General features: G+C 70.5%; 17 protein-coding genes. 8 read left to right on the top strand and 9 right to left on the bottom strand.

All coding sequences use genetic code 11. The annotated features are described in order from the left end of the window. Positions 1-12: 12 nt before the first annotated feature. The gene (radC, locus tag ACFSNB_RS10865; RefSeq protein ID WP_377316389.1) at positions 13-693 is read left to right on the top strand and encodes a RadC family protein; all 681 of its coding nucleotides are present in this window, start codon (positions 13-15) and stop codon (positions 691-693) included. An 86-nt stretch (positions 694-779) separates the two neighbouring features. Here the strand turns inward: radC and ACFSNB_RS10860 are convergent, their stop codons facing one another. The 7 genes from ACFSNB_RS10860 to ubiT form a co-directional block, all read right to left on the bottom strand. Further along, on the bottom strand, positions 780-1397 hold the full coding sequence (locus tag ACFSNB_RS10860; protein ID WP_377316387.1) for a PqiC family protein: 618 nt from the start codon (positions 1395-1397) through the stop codon (positions 780-782). Then, positions 1394-3013 carry a PqiB family protein gene (locus ACFSNB_RS10855; RefSeq protein WP_377316385.1) on the bottom strand — a complete coding sequence of 540 codons (1620 nt, stop codon included), beginning with the start codon at positions 3011-3013 and terminating at the stop codon, positions 1394-1396. The genes ACFSNB_RS10860 and ACFSNB_RS10855 overlap by 4 nt, the downstream gene beginning before the upstream one ends. Next, positions 3003-3653, bottom strand: coding sequence for a paraquat-inducible protein A (locus ACFSNB_RS10850; RefSeq protein WP_377316383.1), 651 nt, complete (start codon positions 3651-3653; stop codon positions 3003-3005). Before ACFSNB_RS10850 ends, ACFSNB_RS10855 begins: the two co-directional genes overlap by 11 nt. A gap of 13 nt (positions 3654-3666) precedes the next feature. Then, complete coding sequence (locus tag ACFSNB_RS10845; RefSeq protein ID WP_377316381.1) at positions 3667-4293, bottom strand: paraquat-inducible protein A; 627 nt, start codon at positions 4291-4293, stop codon at positions 3667-3669. 349 nt (positions 4294-4642) lie between these two features. Beyond that, positions 4643-5545, bottom strand: a complete 903-nt coding sequence (ubiV, locus tag ACFSNB_RS10840; RefSeq protein WP_377316379.1) for a ubiquinone anaerobic biosynthesis protein UbiV — start codon at positions 5543-5545, stop codon at positions 4643-4645. 2 nt (positions 5546-5547) lie between these two features. Next, complete coding sequence (gene ubiU, locus ACFSNB_RS10835; protein WP_377316433.1) at positions 5548-6576, bottom strand: ubiquinone anaerobic biosynthesis protein UbiU; 1029 nt, start codon at positions 6574-6576, stop codon at positions 5548-5550. Then, positions 6576-7256 carry a ubiquinone anaerobic biosynthesis accessory factor UbiT gene (gene ubiT / locus ACFSNB_RS10830; protein ID WP_377316377.1) on the bottom strand — a complete coding sequence of 227 codons (681 nt, stop codon included), beginning with the start codon at positions 7254-7256 and terminating at the stop codon, positions 6576-6578. The genes ubiU and ubiT overlap by 1 nt, the downstream gene beginning before the upstream one ends. A 223-nt stretch (positions 7257-7479) precedes the next feature. Here ubiT and secA point away from each other — a divergent pair, with 223 nt between their 5' ends. From secA to ACFSNB_RS10815, 3 genes are all read left to right on the top strand, one after another. Next, positions 7480-10149 carry a preprotein translocase subunit SecA gene (gene secA / locus ACFSNB_RS10825; protein ID WP_377316375.1) on the top strand — a complete coding sequence of 890 codons (2670 nt, stop codon included), beginning with the start codon at positions 7480-7482 and terminating at the stop codon, positions 10147-10149. 146 nt (positions 10150-10295) lie between these two features. Continuing rightward, positions 10296-12560 (top strand): tetratricopeptide repeat protein, encoded by a 2265-nt coding sequence (locus ACFSNB_RS10820; RefSeq protein WP_377316373.1) that lies wholly within the window; start codon positions 10296-10298, stop codon positions 12558-12560. Positions 12561-12720: 160 nt separating this feature from the next. Next, positions 12721-12900 (top strand): hypothetical protein, encoded by a 180-nt coding sequence (locus tag ACFSNB_RS10815; protein ID WP_377316371.1) that lies wholly within the window; start codon positions 12721-12723, stop codon positions 12898-12900. Here ACFSNB_RS10815 and ACFSNB_RS10810 read toward each other — a convergent pair. Continuing rightward, positions 12881-14566 (bottom strand): tetratricopeptide repeat protein, encoded by a 1686-nt coding sequence (locus ACFSNB_RS10810; RefSeq protein ID WP_377316369.1) that lies wholly within the window; start codon positions 14564-14566, stop codon positions 12881-12883. The genes ACFSNB_RS10815 and ACFSNB_RS10810 overlap by 20 nt on opposite strands. Before the next feature lie 163 nt (positions 14567-14729). Here ACFSNB_RS10810 and ACFSNB_RS10805 point away from each other — a divergent pair, with 163 nt between their 5' ends. The 4 genes from ACFSNB_RS10805 (at position 14730) to cbiB (ending at position 17130) form a co-directional block, all read left to right on the top strand. Next, complete coding sequence (locus tag ACFSNB_RS10805) at positions 14730-15059, top strand: DMT family transporter (RefSeq protein WP_377316367.1); 330 nt, start codon at positions 14730-14732, stop codon at positions 15057-15059. Positions 15060-15226: 167 nt separating this feature from the next. Beyond that, a complete protein-coding gene (gene trxA, locus ACFSNB_RS10800; protein WP_377316365.1) occupies positions 15227-15541 on the top strand; it encodes a thioredoxin TrxA in 315 nt (104 codons plus the stop codon). Positions 15542-15649: 108 nt separating this feature from the next. After that, positions 15650-16027, top strand: a complete 378-nt coding sequence (locus ACFSNB_RS10795; protein WP_377316363.1) for a c-type cytochrome domain-containing protein — start codon at positions 15650-15652, stop codon at positions 16025-16027. Positions 16028-16131: 104 nt separating this feature from the next. Then, positions 16132-17130: an adenosylcobinamide-phosphate synthase CbiB gene (cbiB, locus tag ACFSNB_RS10790; protein ID WP_377316361.1), complete on the top strand. Its 999-nt coding sequence runs from the start codon at positions 16132-16134 to the stop codon at positions 17128-17130. Here the strand turns inward: cbiB and ACFSNB_RS10785 are convergent. After that, entirely contained in the window at positions 17127-17492 is a 366-nt protein-coding gene (locus tag ACFSNB_RS10785; protein ID WP_377316359.1) for a hypothetical protein, read from the bottom strand. The genes cbiB and ACFSNB_RS10785 overlap by 4 nt on opposite strands. Positions 17493-17603: the final 111 nt, after the last annotated feature.

The raw sequence follows: 17603 nt of genomic DNA, 5'->3' as shown, positions 1-17603 counted from the left end.
TGAGCGGAGGCGATGGAGCAGGACGAGCAGGATCTCGCGGGGCATCGCGAGCGGTTGCGCCGCCGTTTTCTCGAGGCGCCGGAGGCGTTGCCCGATTACGAGCTGCTCGAACTGCTGCTGACGCTGGCAATCCCCCGTCGCGACGTCAAGCCCCAGGCCAAGGCGCTGATCCGCCGCTTCGGCAGCTTCGCCGACGTGCTGACCGCCCCGGTCGAGGAGCTGATGGCCGAGGCCGGGATCAACCAGCGCACCGCGGTGGCGCTGAAGGTGGCGCGCGAGGCGGCGATCCGGCTGGCCCGCGCCCCGGTGATCAACAGCGTGGTGATCTCAAGCTGGGATTCGCTGGTCGATTACTGCCGCACCGCGATGGCGACCCTGCCGATGGAACAGTTCCGCCTGCTGTTCCTCGACCGCAAGAACGTGCTGATCGCCGATGAACTGCAACAGACCGGCACCATCGACCACACCCCGCTTTACCCGCGCGAGGTGGTGCGCCGCGCCCTGGCCCTGCATGCCAGCGCCCTGATCATGGTTCATAACCACCCCAGCGGCGACCCCAAGCCGTCGAAGGCCGACATCGAAATGACCCGCGCCGTGCGCGAGGCGCTGGCGGTGGTCGGGGTGCAACTGCACGACCATCTGGTGATCGGCCGCAAGGGCGACGTCAGCTTCAAGGCGCTCGGCCTGCTGTAAAAGACGCGGGCGCCGCCCGCACCCGCCAAGGGCCGAGGGCCCTTGGAACCCGTTCCTTGTCCTTCGCGCGGCAAGCGCCCGCGTTTTTATTCCCCGCCACAGGGATCCGCTTCGCCCCGGTCGAGCCGGCCGAGGCTGGCGGCGATTCTCTCCCCCAGCCGGCCGGCCCCCTCGGCCAGGGCGGCGACCGCCGCGTCGCTGCCGTTCCCCGGCAGGGGCACGGCGAAGCCGGCGCGGCAGGCGGCCGGGCTGCCCTGGGGCAGGCGGCGCACCGTCCACGACCCTTCCACCGCCGCGCTGCGGCCGGGCACGGCGTCGAACCGTTCGATCCGCAGGGCGAGGCGGTATTGCGGCAGCGGGCTGGCGCCGGGGGCGACCGGGGCGCGGTAGGTGTCGGCGGCGCGCAGGCGGCGCCACAGCGCGTCGGCCACCACCTGGCGCATCTCGTCGGCCAGCGGCGCGGCCCAGCGGTCGTTGTCGCGCACGTCGAGCGGGGCGCCGCCGCCGCCGCCCAGCACCAGCCCGTCGCGGTCGAGCCGCTGCGGCACCGCCACCGGCAGGAATTCGACCAGCATCGCCGCGCCGCCGCCGCCGAGCGGGGCGGGGTCGGCCAGCAAGGCGTGGTAGCGCGGTGGCGGCGAGGCGCCGCAGCCGCCGAGGGCCAAGGCCGCGAAGATCAGCCCGATCCGGCTTGCCTGTCTCATCTGTCCTGATCCTTCTTGCCCCGCAGCAGGGATTCCGGCTGGCGGTCGAGGGTGTCGGTCAAATTCTTCAGCGACCGCGCCGCCTCGGTCAGGGTTTGCAGCGCCTGCCGCGAATCCTGTTGCAGCGGCGCGTCGGCGGCGGTCTGCGATTGCAGCGCCTCGACCGTCTGGCGCATCTGCTTCAGGCTGTCGCGCAGTTCGGGCAGCACCTCGCCGTTGGTGCGCTGCATCACCGCGTCGAGATTCTTGAGGCTGGAATCGAGGCTGGTCAGCAGGCGGTGGGCGTCCTGGCCCAGCGTCTCGATCGGCAGCCGGTCGACCTTGCGCAGGATCGCCTGGACCTGCTGGTACAGCTCCTGAAGGTCGCTCGCCACCGTCGGCAGCTCCATCGGCTCGGCGGTGAGGTCGAACCGGGCCGGGGCGGAATCGGGGAAGAAGTCGATCGCGACGTAAAGCTGGCCGGTCAGCAGGCTGCCGGTGCGCAACTGGGCGCGCAGGCCGCGCCGGACCAGTTCGGCGATGCCCCGGGCGCGGGCGGCGACCCGGTTCTTGCTCTTGCCCTCCTCCAGCGGCAGCGCCAGCCGCTCGGGGAACACGTCGAGCAGCACCTCGGGGGCGAAATCGCCGGTGCGCTTGTCGTAGGTGAGGTCGATCGAGCGCACCCGGCCCAGTTCGACGCCACGGAAATCGACCGGCGCGCCGACGGCGAGGCCGCGCACGCTCTGATGGAAGCGCAGCAGCAGCGGGAAGGCGTTGCCCTCGGGGTTCTTCATCGCCTCGGTATGGTCGGCGGCGAGGGCGAATTCGGTGCCGTCGGCGGCGGGTTCGGCCTGACTGCCCGGGCTTTCGAAGGCGATGCCGCCCATCAGGATCGAGGCCAGCGACTGGGTATCGACCTTGACCCCGTTGGCGTCGATCTTGAGATCGACCCCGCTGGCATGCCAGAAGCGGGCATTGGTGGTGACGAAATGGTCGTAGGGGGCATCGACGAAGATCCCCAGCGTCAGGCTGCCGCCATCGGGGGCCAGCGCGGTGGTCTCGACATGGCCGACCTGGATGCGGCGGAAGAACACCGGCGAGCCGACATCAAGCGAGCCGATGTCCTCGGCGCGCAGGGTGAAGCGGCGGCCGGGGATGTCGGCCGCCACCGCCGGCGGGCGTTCGAGGCCGGTGAACTCGGCCCGGCGCTCGCTGGAATAGCCGGCATCGACCCCGATGTAAGAGCCCGACAGCAGGGTGTCGAGCCCCGACACCCCCGAGCCGGCCAGACGCGGCCGCACCACCCAGAACCGGCTGTCGGCCACCGCGAACTGCTCGGCCTCCTTGGCGAGGTCGATCGTCACCAGCACGCGGGAACGGTCGGGGGCGAGGTGCAGCGCGGTGACCTCGCCGATATCGACCGCCTTGTACTTGACCTTGGTCTTGCCGGCCTCGATCCCCTCGGCGGTCGAGAAGCTGACGACGATGGTCGGGCCGCGCTCGCGGATCGCCTGGATCACCAGCGAGGCGCCGATCAGCGCCGCCAGCAGCGGCACCAGCCACACCATCGACGGAACCCAGCGCGGCCGGGTGCGGATCTCCGGCTCGGCGGCCAGATCGGCGGGATCATCGTTCATCCTTGCCCTCGTCCTTGTCCCAGATCAGGCGGGGATCGAAACTGAACGCCGCCAACATGGTCAACACCACCACCGCCCCGAACGCCGCCGCCGCCGGGCCGGCCTTGACCACCGCCAGCGAGCCGAAGCGCACCAGCCCGACCATCAAGGTCACCACGAACACGTCGAGCATCGACCAGCGCCCGACGAACTCGATCACCCGGAACAGCGTCATCCGCTGCCGGCGCGAACGGGGGCGGCCGGTGCGGACCGAAATCACCAGCGTCGCCAGCGCCGCCATCTTCAGCATCGGGATCAGGATGCTGAAGGCGAAGATCAGCACCGCCAGCCCGGCCGAGCCGGTGGTCCAGAAATAGACCACCCCGCTCAGGATGGTGTCCTGGGTCTGGGTGAACAGCGAGCGGGTCTCCATCATCGGCAGCAGGTTGGCCGGCAGATAGAGGATCATCGCCGCCACCAGCAAGGCGGTGGTGCGGTCGAGGCTGGCCGGCTTGCGCCGGTGCAGGGCGGAACCGCAGCGCGGACAGCGGTGGGTGCCCGCCGGGCTGAGCCGGCCGCAGCGGTGGCAGCCGATCAGGCCGAGCCCGGCGGCGCTGGTCACCGGCGGGGCGGGGGGCGGGGCGGGGGGCGGGGGGGACATCGCGGCGCTCCGGTCAGTGGTCGGCCGGGGCGGGATCGGGGTCGTCCCACAGGCTGGCGAGGTCGAAGGTGACGATCACCGCCAGCATCACCGTCAGCGCCCCGAACGCCCACAGCGCCGCGCCCGGCACGATCCGGGCCATGTGCGACAGCTTGACCAGTGCCACCAGCACGCCGAGCATGAACACCTCGGTCATCCCCCACGGCCGCATCCCCTGGATGAAGCGCAGCAGCGGCGCGAACCAGCGCGGCCGGCCGACCCGCCGCCGCCGGCTGCGCACCACCGCCATCAGCAGGGCGAACAGGATGGTGAGGTCGAGCAGCGGGAACAATTGGGTGGTGGCGAACACCAGCACGGCGGTCAGGTGGCGTCCCTCGCCCCACAGCGCGGCGATGCTGCCGAACAGGGTGGCGCTGTTGATCGAGCCCTGGAGGTTCAGCACCACGATCGGATAGGCATTGGCGATCAGATAGGTCAGCAGGGCGCCGATCACCAGCCCCAGCATCTGCTCGGGATCGAACCGGGGGCGGCTGTAGAGGCGGGCGCCGCAGCGTGGGCAGCGGGCAACCTCGCCCCGCCGCAGCTTTCGCCGCCGGTAGAGGGCGTCGCATTCGGGGCAGGCCCCCAAACTGTCGCTCATCATCACCGCTTCCGTCGCAGCCGGCGCACGGGTCGAAGCCCGGCCCACCCGCTCTCTTTTACACCGGGGAGCGGGGTGGCGGGAATCACTTGCTCGACATGGCGGCCGCGCCCCCGGCCCGACTCTGACCGGGGGGCTGGGCGAGGAAAGGAGAAGACGCGGGCTCTGCCCGCCCCCGCCAAGGGCCGGAGGCCCTTGGAACCCGCGCCTTGCCCGTCGCGCGGCAAACATCCGCGCCCAAGCTGACCGGCCTTTCCGTGCCCGACCATCAAAGGGTTCCAAGGGCCTTGCGGCCCTTGGCGGGGGTGGGCGGAGCCCACATCACCCTAAAACCCGACAGGAGGGAGGCTTATTCGTCGCCTTCGTCGATGAACAGATGGCCGGGCCGGCCATGGATGTAGCCGTTGGCGAAGGCGACGCCGGGACAGAGCCCGGCCAGCCGCTCCTCGGCCTCGGCGACGGCGATGCGGCGGTCGAGCACGGCGCGGTACAACGCCGCCACCGCCACCATGTCGACGTTCTGCGGCCACAGCCGGAACCGCTTGACCCCGTTGGCGACCAGGGTCTCCAGGTCGCCGAGCAGGTCCATGTAGTGGAACGACATGGTCTGGGTGCCGTTGACGGCCAGGAACGGCACCTCGTCGAGCGTCTCGACCGGCATCCCGTCGGGATCGTCGGCGCAGACATACTGACAGGCGTCCTTGGTCAGCTGGCGGGCGCGGGCGGCGTAGCAGCGGGCGGAAATCGCCAGCGGCAGCCGGCCGAAGGCCTGGACCTCGATCTCGGCCTTGGCGGCGCGGGCCAGGGCGGCGATCGCCTCGCCCGACAGCTCGGCCGGCAGGCAGACCCGGCTCGCCCCCATCGCCTCGAGCGCGGCCAGGGTGCCCTCGTTGTAGATGTTGAGCAGCGCGCCGGCGACGAACGGCCGGCCGGCGGTGATCGCCGCCACCGAGATGTCGTTGGCCTCGACCAGGGTGGGGGCGTCGGTGGCGAGGTCGCGCGCCGCTCCCATCTCGCGGTCGCTCATGATCAAGGCGAGCGAGGACAGCACCACTTCCTTGCCGGCGGCCTGGAGCCGCTCGACCACCGGGGCGATGTAGGGCTCGAAGAACGGGGTGCGCTTCGAACAGACCACCTCGCCGACATGGACGGTATCGACCGGCGCCTCGTCGGCGATGCGGAAGTAGAAATCACGCAGGGTCTCGGGCTTCCAGTTGAACAGAACCGGGCCCAGGGTCAACTTAGCGGTCATGATCAGCGCCACGCCTTCTCATAGGCACCGGTGGTCTGCTTGCCACCCTCGGTGATGCGGTCGAGGTCGATGTCGGGCAGGGGTTTGCCGGCCAGCACCGCGTCCACCCCCTCGCGGAACGCCCGCACCACCGCCGCGACATAGGCGCGGCCGCGCTGGCGGCCCTCGATCTTGAAGGCGGTGACGCCGGCCCGGATCAAATCGGGCAGGATCGCCAGGGTGTTGAGCGAGGTCGGCTCCTCGAACAGGTAGCTGGCCTTGTCGTTGGCGATGAAGCGGCCCTTGCACAGGGTGGGATAGCCGGCCGGCTCGTTGTGGCCGAACTTGTTGATGGTGAAGCCGCCCAGCTCGGAGGTGATCCCCTCGGCGGTTTCGGTGTAGCGGACGTCGCAGGCGGGCGAACAGGCGCCGTTGATGTTGGGCGACTGGCCGGTGGCGTAGGAGGACAGCGCGCAGCGGCCCTCGGCCATCACGCACAGGCCGCCGAACACGAACACCTCGGTCTCGACCGGGGCGATGCGGCGGTTGACCTCGGCGATCTCCTGCACCGTCAGCACGCGCGGCAGCACGACGCGGCGGATGCCGTAGCGTTCGGCATAGAAGCGGATCGCGTCGGGATTGGACGCCGCCGCCTGCACCGACAGATGCAGCCGCAGCTCGGGATGGGTGCGGGCGGCATAGTCGATCAGGCCGATGTCGGCCAGGATCACCGCGTCGGCGCCGAGTTCGGCGCAGGCATCGACCGCCTGATGCCACAGCTCGGGGCGGCCGGCGCGGGGGAAGGTGTTGACCGCGACCAGCACCTTGCCGCCGTGCTGGTGGGCGTAGGCGATGCCCTCGCCCAGCTCGCGGCGGGTGAAGTTGAGCCCGGGGAAATTGCGGGCGTTGGTTTCATCGCGGAAACCGACATAGACGCAGTCGGCGCCGGCATCGACCGCGCTTCTGAGCGCGGCGGGGGTGCCGGCGGGGCAGACCAGCTCGGGACGGACCAAAGCGGAGTCGGGCGCGGGGGCGGGCTGAACGGAAGCCATCATGCGAGTCCTCCTCGACGGGCGGCCTTGCGCAGCGTCTTCAGCTCGGTTTCGAGCTGGGCGATGCGGGCGCCCTGGGCATCGGCGGTCTTGACCGTGGGGGCGATCACGGCGGCGCGCAGGGTTTCGAGATCCTGCTGGATCCGCCCGAGCAGCCCGACCGCGGTCGAGGCGCAGGAGCGGAACAGCCCGGCCAGCGGGCCAAGCTCGGCGGCGACGTCCTCGATCAGGTCGATGCCGGCGCCGTCGATGGCGTTGCGCAACGCCACCACCACCTCGGTGTCGCCCTCGATCACCAGGCGGCGGGTGAAGAACAGGGCATCGCCGTCAACCTTGCCCTCGGCCAGCGCCAGCAGCATTTCGAGCGGGCCGTGGATGGTGGCGGCGACCTCCTGCGGATCGACCTCGCGCCGCACGGTGAGGCGGGGATCGTCCGGATGGGGATCAAGCAGGATCATGAACGGCAGATCGACCGGATCGATGCAGACCGGCTGGCTGGCGTAATCGGCCATGCGATCGAGCAGTTCGGGATGGCGGCGGCGCAACATCTTCAACACGCCATCGAACACCGGCTGCAACAGCGCGGGACGCAGCGGCCGCAGCGCAAGGCCCAGCAACAACACCGGCGAGAGCGGCGGCTGGACCGGCGTGACGGCGGCGCGGACATGCCCTTCCCTCATGGTTCAACCTCTTTTCGACCGTGGGCGACAGCGACGCATCCTGCGGGTCATATTCTCCTTGGTCGGCGGAAGTCAAGCGACGGCGCGGCCGCCCCCCACCCGGCGGGGGGCGCGGGGCGGGGCTTGACATTGACAGCGACCGGGCCGGCCTCTATCTCTTGCCGGTCGCGACCGCCCCCCCGCGCGGGGGGGCGGAGACCATCTGGGTGCGGGGATTCACATAATGTTCGGCGCCATTGCCCGGCGGATTTTCGGTTCCGCCAACGACCGTGTTCTCAAGCCGCTGCGGGCGCAGGTCGCAGCCGTCAATGCCCTCGAACCCGACATCGCCAAGCTGTCCGACGACCAGTTGCGGGGCAAGACCGACGAATTCCGCCAGCGTCTCGCCAACGGCGAAACCCTCGACGACCTGATGGTCGAGGCCTTCGCCGTGGTGCGCGAGACCGCCAAGCGCACCCTCGGCCAGCGTCACTTCGACGTCCAGCTGCTGGGCGGGATGGTGCTGCACCAGGGCCGCATCGCCGAGATGCGCACCGGTGAAGGCAAGACCCTGGTCGCCACCCTGCCGGTCTATCTCAACGCCCTGACCGGCAAGGGCGTCCATGTCGTCACCGTCAACGATTACCTCGCCCGCCGCGATTCGGAGTGGATGGGGCAGATCTACCGCTTCCTCGGCATGAGCGTCGGGGTGATCGTCCATGGCCTCAACGATGTCGAGCGCCAGCAGAATTACGCCTGCGACATCACCTACGCCACCAACAACGAGCTGGGCTTCGACTATCTCCGCGACAACATGAAGTTCAGTCTGGCGGAAATGTCGCACCGGCCGTTCAATTACGCCCTGATCGACGAGGTCGATTCGATCCTGATCGACGAGGCGCGCACGCCGCTGATCATCTCCGGCCCGACCGAGGACAATTCCGAGTTGTACCGGCTGGTCGATAAGGTGATGCCGCTGCTGACCGCCGAGGATTACGAAAAGGACGAGAAGGTCAAGGCGGTGACCCTGACCGAGCGCGGCACCGAGCGGGTCGAGGTGCTGCTGCGCGAGGCCGGGCTGCTGAAGGGCGGCCTCTACGACGTCGGCAACGTCAGTCTGGTCCACCACGTCAACCAGGCCCTGCGCGCCCATTACCTGTTCACCCGCGACGTCGATTACATCGTCAAGGACGACAAGGTGATCCTGATCGACGAGTTCACCGGGCGGATGATGGAGGGGCGCCGCTTCTCCGAGGGCCTGCACCAGGGGCTGGAGGCCAAGGAAGGCGTCACCATCCAGAACGAATACCAGACCCTGGCCTCGATCACCTTCCAGAACCTGTTCCGGCTCTATCCCAAGATGGGCGGCATGACCGGCACCGCGATGACCGAGGCCGGCGAGTTCGCCGAGATCTACGGGCTTGAGGTGGTCGAGATCCCCACCAACGTGCCGGTGGCGCGCAAGGACTGGGACGACGAGGTCTATCGCGGTCAGGCCGAGAAGCTCGACGCCATCGCCGTGCTGGTCGAGGATTGCCAGAAGCGGCGCCAGCCGGCGCTGGTCGGCACCACCTCGATCGAGAAGTCGGAGCAGCTTTCCGCCCTGCTCAAGCGGCACAAGATCCCGCATCAGGTGCTGAACGCCCGCTATCACGAGCAGGAAGCCTACATCATCGCCCAGGCCGGCGTGCCGGGGGCGGTGACGATCGCCACCAACATGGCCGGCCGCGGCACCGACATCCAGTTGGGCGGCAATGTCGAGATGCGGATCAAGCTGGAACTGGCCGAGGTGACCGACCCGGCCGAGCGCGAGCGCCGCATCGCCGCGATCCGCGCCGAGGTCGAGGTGGCCAAGCAGGAGGCGCTGGCCGCCGGCGGCCTGTACGTGATCGGCACCGAGCGCCATGAATCCCGCCGCATCGACAACCAGTTGCGCGGCCGGTCGGGCCGCCAGGGCGATCCCGGCGCCTCGAAGTTCTTCCTGTCGCTGGAAGACGACCTGATGCGGATCTTCGGCTCCGAGCGGATGGACGTGATGCTCCAGCGCCTCGGCATGAAGAAGGGCGAGGCGATCATCCATCCCTGGATCAACAAGGCGCTGGAAAAGGCCCAGCAGAAGGTCGAGGCCCGCAATTTCGACGTCCGCAAGAACCTGCTGAAGTTCGACGACGTGATGAACGATCAGCGCAAGGTGATCTACGAGCAGCGCAAGGAGCTGATGGCCGCCGACAGCGTGGCCGAGGAGATCGCCGGCTTCCGCGAGGACGTGATCCAGGCGATGGTCACCCGCTGCATCCCCGAGCGCGCCTTCGCCGACCAGTGGGACGTCGCCGGCCTGCACGAGGAGGTCCGCCGCGTCCTCAATCTCGACCTGCCGGTGGCCGAATGGGCCAAGGAGGAAGGGATCGCCGACCAGGAGATCCTCCACCGCATCGTCGCCGCCGCCGAGGCCAAGATGGCGGCCAAGGAACAGGAATACGGCACCGACACCATGCGGATGGTCGAGAAGAGCCTGCTGTTGCAGATCCTCGATCAGGTGTGGAAGGACCACTTGCTTCAGCTCGACCATCTGCGCCAGGGCATCAGCCTGCGCGCCTATGGCCAGCGCGACCCGCTCAACGAATACAAGCGCGAGGCCTTCAACCTGTTCGAGGCGGCGCTCGACGACCTGCGCGAGAAGGTCACCTCGGTGCTGGCCCATGTCGAACTGCGGGTCGGCGATCCCGATCTCGGTCCGGCGCTGACCCCGGCCGCGCCGCAGGCCCAGGAAAGCCACCCCGAGCCGGTCAGCGCCATCGCCCCGGTGCAGATCGACCCCAACGATCCCGCCAGCTGGGGCGCGGTGTCGCGCAACGCCCCCTGTCCCTGTGGCTCGGGCCGTAAGTTCAAGCACTGCCACGGCGCGGCGGCCTGACGTTTAGGTTACGCGGGCTCCCGCCCGCGGGCCCGGCCGGGGCGATGCCCCGGACCCCCTTCTTTTTGTAAAAAAAGGGGGAGGTCCGGAGGCGCCAGCCTCCGGGCGGGGCCGGGGCGGCAGCCCCGCATAGTCGCGAGGCGCGGATGGGCAAGGATCCCCGGCTTCTGTTGCAGGAAGGGCTGGCCCATCATCGGGCCGGCCGGATCGAGGCCGCCGCCGCCGCCTACCGGCAGGTCCTGAAGCTCCTCCCCCGCCAGTTCGACGCGCTCAACCTGCTCGGGGTCTGTCTGGCCCAAAGCGGGCGGGGGGCCGAGGCGCGGGCGATGCTCGACCGGGCGCTGGCGGTCAATCCCGGCCATGCCGGGGCCCACGGCAATCGCGGCAATGTCCGCAAGATGCTGGGCGATCTCGCCGGCGCGCTGGCCGATTTCGACCGGGCGATCGCGTTGGCCCCGACCCAGGCGGAAACGCACGGCAACCGCGCCAACATTCTCCATCTGCTCGGCCGCGCCGACGAGGCGCTGGCCAGCTACGACCGGGCGATCGCGCTGCGGCCGGATCATCCCGATCCCCATTTCAACCGGGGGGGGGCGCTGAAGGATCTCGGCCGGATCGAGGCGGCGGTCGAGGCCTATGACCGGGCGATCGCGCTGCGGCCGGCTTATGTCGAGGCGCATTACAATCGCGGCAACGCCCTGGCCGAGTTGGGCCGGCCGGCCGAGGCGCTCGCCAGCTACGACCGCGCCCTGGCGCTGAAGCCCGACCATGCCGAGGCGCTGGTCAATCGCGGCAACGCGCTCCAGGCGCTCGACCGGTTCGCCGAGGCGCTCGACAGTTACGACCGGGCCCTGGCGCTGAAGCCGGACCGGGTCGAAAGCCTGTCCAATCGCGGCAACGCCCTGTGCGAACTGGGGCGGAGGGACGAGGCGCTCGCCAGCTACGACCGCGCCCTGGCCCTGGCCGGCGCCGCCGCCCCGGGCGAGATCCATTACGGCCGGGCCAAGGTGCTGAAGGCGCTGGGGCGGTCGGCCGAGGCGGTTGGCGCCTATGACGCCGCGCTGGCCCGCCGGCCCGACCATGCCGAGGCCTGGCTCAACCGGGGGATCGTGCTGGCCGATCTCGACCGCTTCGCCGAGGCGCTGGACAGCTTCGAGCGGGCGATCGCGCTCGATCCCGCCTTGGCCGAGGCGCATGGCAACCGGGGCAACGCCCTCAAGCAGCTCGGCCGGGCGGAGGAGGCGCTGCCCTGCTACGCCGCCGCGCTGGCGCTGAAGCCCGATTTCGCCGAAAGCTACAGCAACCAGGGCAACGCGCTGTACGACCTCGGCCGCTTCGAGGCGGCGCTGGCCAGCTACGACCGCGCCCTGGCGCTGAAGCCCGATTTCGCCGAGGGCTACAGCAATCGCGGCAACGTGCTGAAGGAACTCGGCCGTCGCGACGCGGCGCTGGCCGATTTCGACCGCGCCCTGGCGCTGCGGCCCGATTATGCCGATGCCGCCTGGAACAAGGCGCTGTGCCAGTTGCAGGCCGGGGCCTGGGCCGAGGGCTGGGCCGGCTACGAGGCGCGCTGGCGCTGCGGCGCCCTGCGCCGGGTCCGGCGCGATTTCGTCCAGCCGCAATGGCGCGGCGAGGATTTCGCCGGCCGCACCCTGCTGCTGCATGCCGAACAGGGCCTCGGCGATACCCTCCAGTTCTGCCGCTTCGTCCCGCTGGTGGCGGCGCGCGGCGGCCGGGTGGTGCTGGAGGCGGAACGGTCGCTGCTGCCGCTGCTCGCCACCCTGGCCGGCGGGGCCGAACTGATCGCCAAGGGCGCGCCGCTGCCCGATTTCGACCTGCATTGCCCGCTGCTGAGCCTGCCGTTGGCGCTGGGCACCACCCTCGCCACCCTGCCGGCCGCGCCCGCCTATCTCGCCGCCGATCCGGCCCGGCTGGCGGCGTGGCGGCAGCGGCTGGGCCCGGCCCCGGCCAGGCGGATCGGGCTGGCCTGGAGCGGCAATCCCGCCCACCGCAACGACCGCAACCGCAGCCTGCCGCTGGCGCTGTTCGCGCCGCTGCTGACGGCCGGACTCGAGCTGATCTCGTTGCAGAAGGAGATCCGCCCCGCCGACCGCCCCGCGCTGGCGGCGCTGTCCGGCCTGCGCCATTTCGGCCCCGACCTGACCGACTTCGCCGACACCGCCGCCTTGTGCGCCCTGTGCGATGCGGTGGTCAGCGTCGATACCAGCGTCGCCCACCTTGCCGGCGCGCTGGGGCGGCCGACCTGGCTCCTGCTGCCCCGCCACAATGTCGATTGGCGCTGGCTGCTCGACCGGACCGATTCGCCCTGGTACCCCAGTGTCACCCTGGCCCGTCAGACCGAGCCCGGCGACTGGGCCGGCCTGATCGCCGCGCTCGCCGCCCGGCTGTAAACGACCGGGGTCGCGGGGCCGCCGGCCCCGCGCGGAGAGCGCCGAGAGGCGGAGCCTTTCGGCCAAGCGGTGTCCCGAAACCGTCACCGCGCTCCCTGGTCGCGGCCATGCTATTTTTCTCCCCCATCGCCGCCACCGGCGGCCCAGGGAGGGGAACCCGATGCCCGAGATCAGCTTTGACGGCAAATATTTCTGGATCAACCGGCGCTGGCGCTTTTCCGAGGATTACGTCTCGGGGGTGATCCGCGCGGTGGTGGCCTCGCTGCGGCGCGACCCGCGCACCCGCGACAAGCTCGCCGCCCTGGCCGAGGAAACCGGCCTCAAGCAGGCGATCGGCTGAGGAAATTCTCGAGATCGGCGGCGACGCGCCCGACCACCGCCGGCCACGGCTCGCCGCGCTGCTGGCGGTAGAGGGTCGCGGCGGGGTACCAGGGCGAATCGGCGCGGTCGAGCAGCCAGCGCCAGTCGGTGTTGCGGGCCGGCAGCAGGATCCAGGTCGGCCGCCCCAGCGTCGCGGCGAGATGGGCGACGCTGGTATCGACCGCGATCACCAGATCGCACAGGGTGCACAAGGCGGCGGTGTCGGCGAAATCGTCCAGCTCGGGGCCGAAATGGCGCAGGCCGGGCCAGGCCGGCAGGGTGGCGGCGTCCTCGGCGCGCAGGTCCTTCTGCACCGAGATCAGCTCGGCCCCGACCCCGCGCAGTGGCCCGATCTGGGCCAGCGTCAGGCTGCGGTGGCGGTCGTTCTGGTGGACCGGGCTGCCGCGCCACGCCAGCCCGATCCGGGGCCGGGTCGCCGGCCCCAGCCGCGCCCGCCACGCCGCCAGCCGCTCGGACGGCACGGCGAGGCCGGGCGGCAGCGGCGGGATCGTCGCCGGATTGGTGGCGAACAGCCGGGGCAGGCTCAGCAGCGGGCAATGCAGGTCGAACGGCGGCAGGTCCTCGCCGCGCTCGACCATCCACGCCACGCCGGTCAGCCCGGCCAGCAGCGGCCGCAGCCCGGGCTGGACCTCCAGCACCACCCGGCCGCCGCGCGCCGCCACCAGCGGGACGTAACGGCAGAATTGCAGGGTGTCGCCGAGGCCCTGCTCGGCATGAAGCAGGATGGTGCGGCCGGCGAGGTCCTCGCCCTGCCAGTGCGGCTGCGGGAACGGCCGGGTCCAGCCGCGCATCAGCGCGGTGCCCCAGCGCGATTCGTAATCCTGCCAGGCCTGATCCCACTGGCCGAGCTGGAGCCGGCACAGCGCCTTGTTGAAGCGGGCCTCGGCGAAGCCGGGGGCGATGGTCAGCACGGTGTCGAAACACTCGATCGCCGCCTCGCTCCGCCGCAATTCCTTCAGCACGCCGCCCCGGTTGAGGTGGGCATCGACATAGCCCGGCCGCAGCGCCGCCGCCCGTTCGTAGCTGACCAGCGCCTCTTCCGCCCGGCCCAGCTCCCACAGCGCGTTGCCCCGGTTGAACCAGGTCTCGGCGTGGCTGGGGTCGCAGGCCAGCGCCCGCTCGTAATCGACCAGCCCGGCGGCGTAATCGCCGAGATCGGCCTTCAGCGCGCCGCGATTGGAATAGGCCGAGGCATAGGCCGGCTGCAACGCGATCGCCCGGTCGTAATCGGCCCGCGCCGCGTCGGCCCGCCCCATCTGCTTCAGCAGGTTGCCGCGATTGTTGTAGGCCAGCGGATAGTCCGGCCGCAGCGCCACCGCGCGGTCGTAGCTGGCCAGCGCCGCCTCGGCCTGACCGAGGCTTTTCAGCGCCACGCCGCGATTGAGCCAGGCGTCGGCATGCTCGGGCCGCAGGGCGAGGGTCTGGTCATAGCCGCGCACCGCCGCCTCGGGCTGGCCGAACGACTGGAGCAGGGTGGCGAGGTTGAACCAGGCCTCGACCCGGTCGGGCTGGCGCTTCAGCACCGCGCCATAGGTCTCGGCCGCGCCGGCCAGGTCGCCGGCCTGGTAGCGGGCGGCGGCCTGCTCCATCAGGGTGGCGATTTCGCTTTGCGGTGCCGGCGCCATCGCCGTCCTCCCTCGCTGTTGCCGTCCGAGCCTACCGCAGCCGGGCGGCCGGGGACAGGGGGCGCTTTCACCGCCGGACTTGCGCCGGGGCGGGTTTGGTGCAAAGCAGAAGGGGGCCGGCGGTGGGCGCCGGCCGTTCTTTCTCCAACCCGGGAGCAGACGGATGCAGGCCTGGCTGTGGCTCGGCGGCGCCATCCTGGCCGAGGTGGCGGGCACCTCGGCGCTGAAGGCCAGCGACGGTTTCACCCGGCTGTGGCCGGCGCTGGGGGTGGTGGCCGGCTACGGGCTGGCCTTCTATGGCCTGTCCCAGGCGCTGCGGACGGTGCCGGTCGGGGTGGCCTATGCGGTGTGGTCCGGGGTCGGGCTGGTGCTGGTGGCGCTGATCGGCTGGCTGTGGTTCGGCGAAAGGCTGCCGCCGCTGGCGCTGGTGGGGATCGGGCTGATCCTGGTGGGGGTGGTGCTGCTCAATCTCGGCGGCGGCGGGACTCACTGAGGCGGAGCGGGGCAGGGCCCCCCCCAGGCGCGGCTTGCCCCCGATCGTGACAGGCCCCATGTTTGCGGCTACAGTGCCCGCATCTCCGGCTCGTCCCGGCAATTCGGGAAACTCTCCCGCTCGTCCCGGGCCGCGCGGCGGCCCGGCAAACACAAGGAACGTGCTCAATGAAGACTGTGACGGATTCCTCGTTCGAGGCCGAGGTCTTGCAGGCCGCCGGCCCGGTCCTGGTCGATTTCTGGGCGGAATGGTGCGGCCCCTGCCGCCAGCTTGCCCCGACCTTGGAAGAGCTGGCCCGCGACAAGGCGGAGCAGATCACCGTCGCCAAGATCAACATCGACGAAAACCCGGCCACCCCGGGCAAATACGGCGTGCGCGGCATCCCCACCCTGATGATCTTCAAGAACGGGGCGGTCACCGCGACCAAGGTCGGCGCGCTGCCGAAAAGCAAGTTGTTCGAGTGGGTCGAGTCAAGCTTGTGAGTGGATCGGGGCGGAGATGTCCGCCCCGCCCGCAACGCCAATTGCATTTGGCCTCGCTTGTGCGAAACTGGAGCGCGTATCATCGTCTCCAGAGGGAGGGAGGCCAGCATGAAACGGTCGCTTACCCTGTTCGCCGTCGCGATCCTGCTCGGGCCGGCGGGGGCCGCCTGGGCCAAGGATGAGGTCATCAGTTATTCCGAGGACATCCGCCCTATCATCGTCGGTCGATGTCTCGAATGCCATCACCCCGGCGGCCAGGGCACCGAGGCCAGCGGCCTCGACCTCAGTTCCTACGAGGGGCTGATGAAGGGCACCAAGTTCGGGCCGATGATCGTGCCCGGCGAACCCGACACCAGCAGCCTGATGCGTCTGATCGATCACAAGGTCGATCCCTCGATCCGGATGCCCCACGGCAAGAAGAAGCTGTCGCAGTGCGACCGCGACGCCTTCCGCCTGTGGATCAAACAGGGCGCCAAGAACAACTGACGCCCGCTTTGTCGTCCCGCCCGGATCGCGACCGCCCCAGGGCGTCGCGGCCGGGCGGCTTTTGTTTGCTCTCCGCCCGTTCCCGCTGACCTGCTGGTTGTGCCGTGTCCCTCCTTGCCTCCGCTCCCGATCCGCTGCTGATCCTGATCCTGGCGATCGGCCTCGACGGCCTGCTCGGCGATCTGCCCTGGCTGTTCCGCCGCCTCCCCCATCCGGTGGCGGCGGTGGGCACGCTGATCGGCTGGCTCGACCGCCGGCTCAACCGGCGCGACCGCTCCGCCGCCCTGCGCGGCTGGCTGGGGGCGGCGATGGCGCTGGGGCTGGTGGCGGCGGCGGCGGCGGCCGGCCTCGCGGTCCAGGCCGTCACCCGCACCCTGCCCTGGGCCTGGCTGTTCGAACTGTTCTGCGTGGTGGTGCTGCTGGCCCAGCGTTCGCTGTTCGACCATGTCTACGACGTCGCGGTGGCGCTGCGCGACAACGGCCTCGAAGCCGGGCGCTATGCGGTGTCACGGCTGGTCGGGCGCGATCCCGCCAGCCTCGACCGCGCCGGGGTCGCCCGCGCCGCGATCGAATCCCTGGCCGAAAACTTCTCCGACGCGGTGGTGGCCCCGGCGCTGGCCTACGCCTTGTTCGGCCTGCCCGGGCTGTTCGTCTACAAGACCGTCAACACCCTCGATTCGATGGTCGGCTACCGCACCGAGCGTCACCGCGCCTTCGGCATGGTCTCGGCCCGGCTCGACGACCTGCTCAACCTGATCCCGGCCCGCGTCGCCGCGCTGCTGCTGGCGCTGGCTGCCCCCTTCGTCCCTGGCGGCCGGCCCGTCGCCGCCCTGGTCACCCCCTGGCGCGACGCCCGCCATCACCGCTCGCCCAATTCCGGCTGGCCGGAATCCGCCTGCGCCGGCGCGCTCGGCCTCGCCCTCGGCGGGCCGCGCCGCTATCCCGGGCTGGTGGTCGATGAGAAATGGATGGGGCGCGGCCGCCAGGACGCCGACGCCCGCGACATCCTGCGCGCGCTGCACCTGTTCGGCGTCGGCTGCCTGCTCGATGCCGGGCTGATGGTGCTGCTGCTGTGGCTGAAGGACGGGCTGACCCGCCTTTAGGGCGTGGTCTGGCCGTAGGCCTTTTCCGGCAGCTTCTTGATGATCTCGTCGATGCCGACCGACAGCACCTGATCGGGGTGGGCGGCACAGAAGGCGTTGAGGGTGTCGAACACCAGCTCCTGCGACATCCCCGACAGGTCGCGGATGCGGTGCTGGGCGGTGCCGGTGAACAGGTTGACGGCGGACAGGTAGCCCGCGACCCACGAATAGAGCCCGACCCGGGTGGCGGAGTCGGTCAGGTCGCTGGCGCGGTATTCGCCGCATTTCTGGGTGCCGAACCCCAGCATCACATAGGCGTCCGCCCGCGCCGTGACCGGGGCAAGGATCGCGAGCGCCAGGGTCGCCGCCAGAATCTTGCGCATGATGATGGTTCCTCCTCGGGAGGCCGGTGGCCGATCAGGCCGCCAGTATACGCGCCCCGCCCCGGCCCGGTCGAGACGGTCGGGCTTGACGGCGGCGGGGGCGGGAGCCTA

This window comes from Phaeospirillum tilakii (assembly GCF_042683125.1).
Taxonomy (GTDB): domain Bacteria; phylum Pseudomonadota; class Alphaproteobacteria; order Rhodospirillales; family Magnetospirillaceae; genus Phaeospirillum; species Phaeospirillum tilakii.
The sequence above is the reverse complement of the archived record's forward strand: the minus strand, read 5'-3'. Positions and strand labels throughout refer to the sequence as shown.

Coding starts and splice junctions, on each gene's coding strand:
- radC (WP_377316389.1), top strand. CDS start 13: ATGGAGCAGGACGAGCAGGATCTCGCGGGGCATCGCGAGCGGTTGCGC.
- ACFSNB_RS10860 (WP_377316387.1), bottom strand. CDS start 1,397: ATGAGACAGGCAAGCCGGATCGGGCTGATCTTCGCGGCCTTGGCCCTC.
- ACFSNB_RS10855 (WP_377316385.1), bottom strand. CDS start 3,013: ATGAACGATGATCCCGCCGATCTGGCCGCCGAGCCGGAGATCCGCACC.
- ACFSNB_RS10850 (WP_377316383.1), bottom strand. CDS start 3,653: ATGTCCCCCCCGCCCCCCGCCCCGCCCCCCGCCCCGCCGGTGACCAGC.
- ACFSNB_RS10845 (WP_377316381.1), bottom strand. CDS start 4,293: ATGAGCGACAGTTTGGGGGCCTGCCCCGAATGCGACGCCCTCTACCGG.
- ubiV (WP_377316379.1), bottom strand. CDS start 5,545: ATGACCGCTAAGTTGACCCTGGGCCCGGTTCTGTTCAACTGGAAGCCC.
- ubiU (WP_377316433.1), bottom strand. CDS start 6,576: ATGGCTTCCGTTCAGCCCGCCCCCGCGCCCGACTCCGCTTTGGTCCGT.
- ubiT (WP_377316377.1), bottom strand. CDS start 7,256: ATGAGGGAAGGGCATGTCCGCGCCGCCGTCACGCCGGTCCAGCCGCCG.
- secA (WP_377316375.1), top strand. CDS start 7,480: ATGTTCGGCGCCATTGCCCGGCGGATTTTCGGTTCCGCCAACGACCGT.
- ACFSNB_RS10820 (WP_377316373.1), top strand. CDS start 10,296: ATGGGCAAGGATCCCCGGCTTCTGTTGCAGGAAGGGCTGGCCCATCAT.
- ACFSNB_RS10815 (WP_377316371.1), top strand. CDS start 12,721: ATGCCCGAGATCAGCTTTGACGGCAAATATTTCTGGATCAACCGGCGC.
- ACFSNB_RS10810 (WP_377316369.1), bottom strand. CDS start 14,566: ATGGCGCCGGCACCGCAAAGCGAAATCGCCACCCTGATGGAGCAGGCC.
- ACFSNB_RS10805 (WP_377316367.1), top strand. CDS start 14,730: ATGCAGGCCTGGCTGTGGCTCGGCGGCGCCATCCTGGCCGAGGTGGCG.
- trxA (WP_377316365.1), top strand. CDS start 15,227: ATGAAGACTGTGACGGATTCCTCGTTCGAGGCCGAGGTCTTGCAGGCC.
- ACFSNB_RS10795 (WP_377316363.1), top strand. CDS start 15,650: ATGAAACGGTCGCTTACCCTGTTCGCCGTCGCGATCCTGCTCGGGCCG.
- ACFSNB_RS10785 (WP_377316359.1), bottom strand. CDS start 17,492: ATGCGCAAGATTCTGGCGGCGACCCTGGCGCTCGCGATCCTTGCCCCG.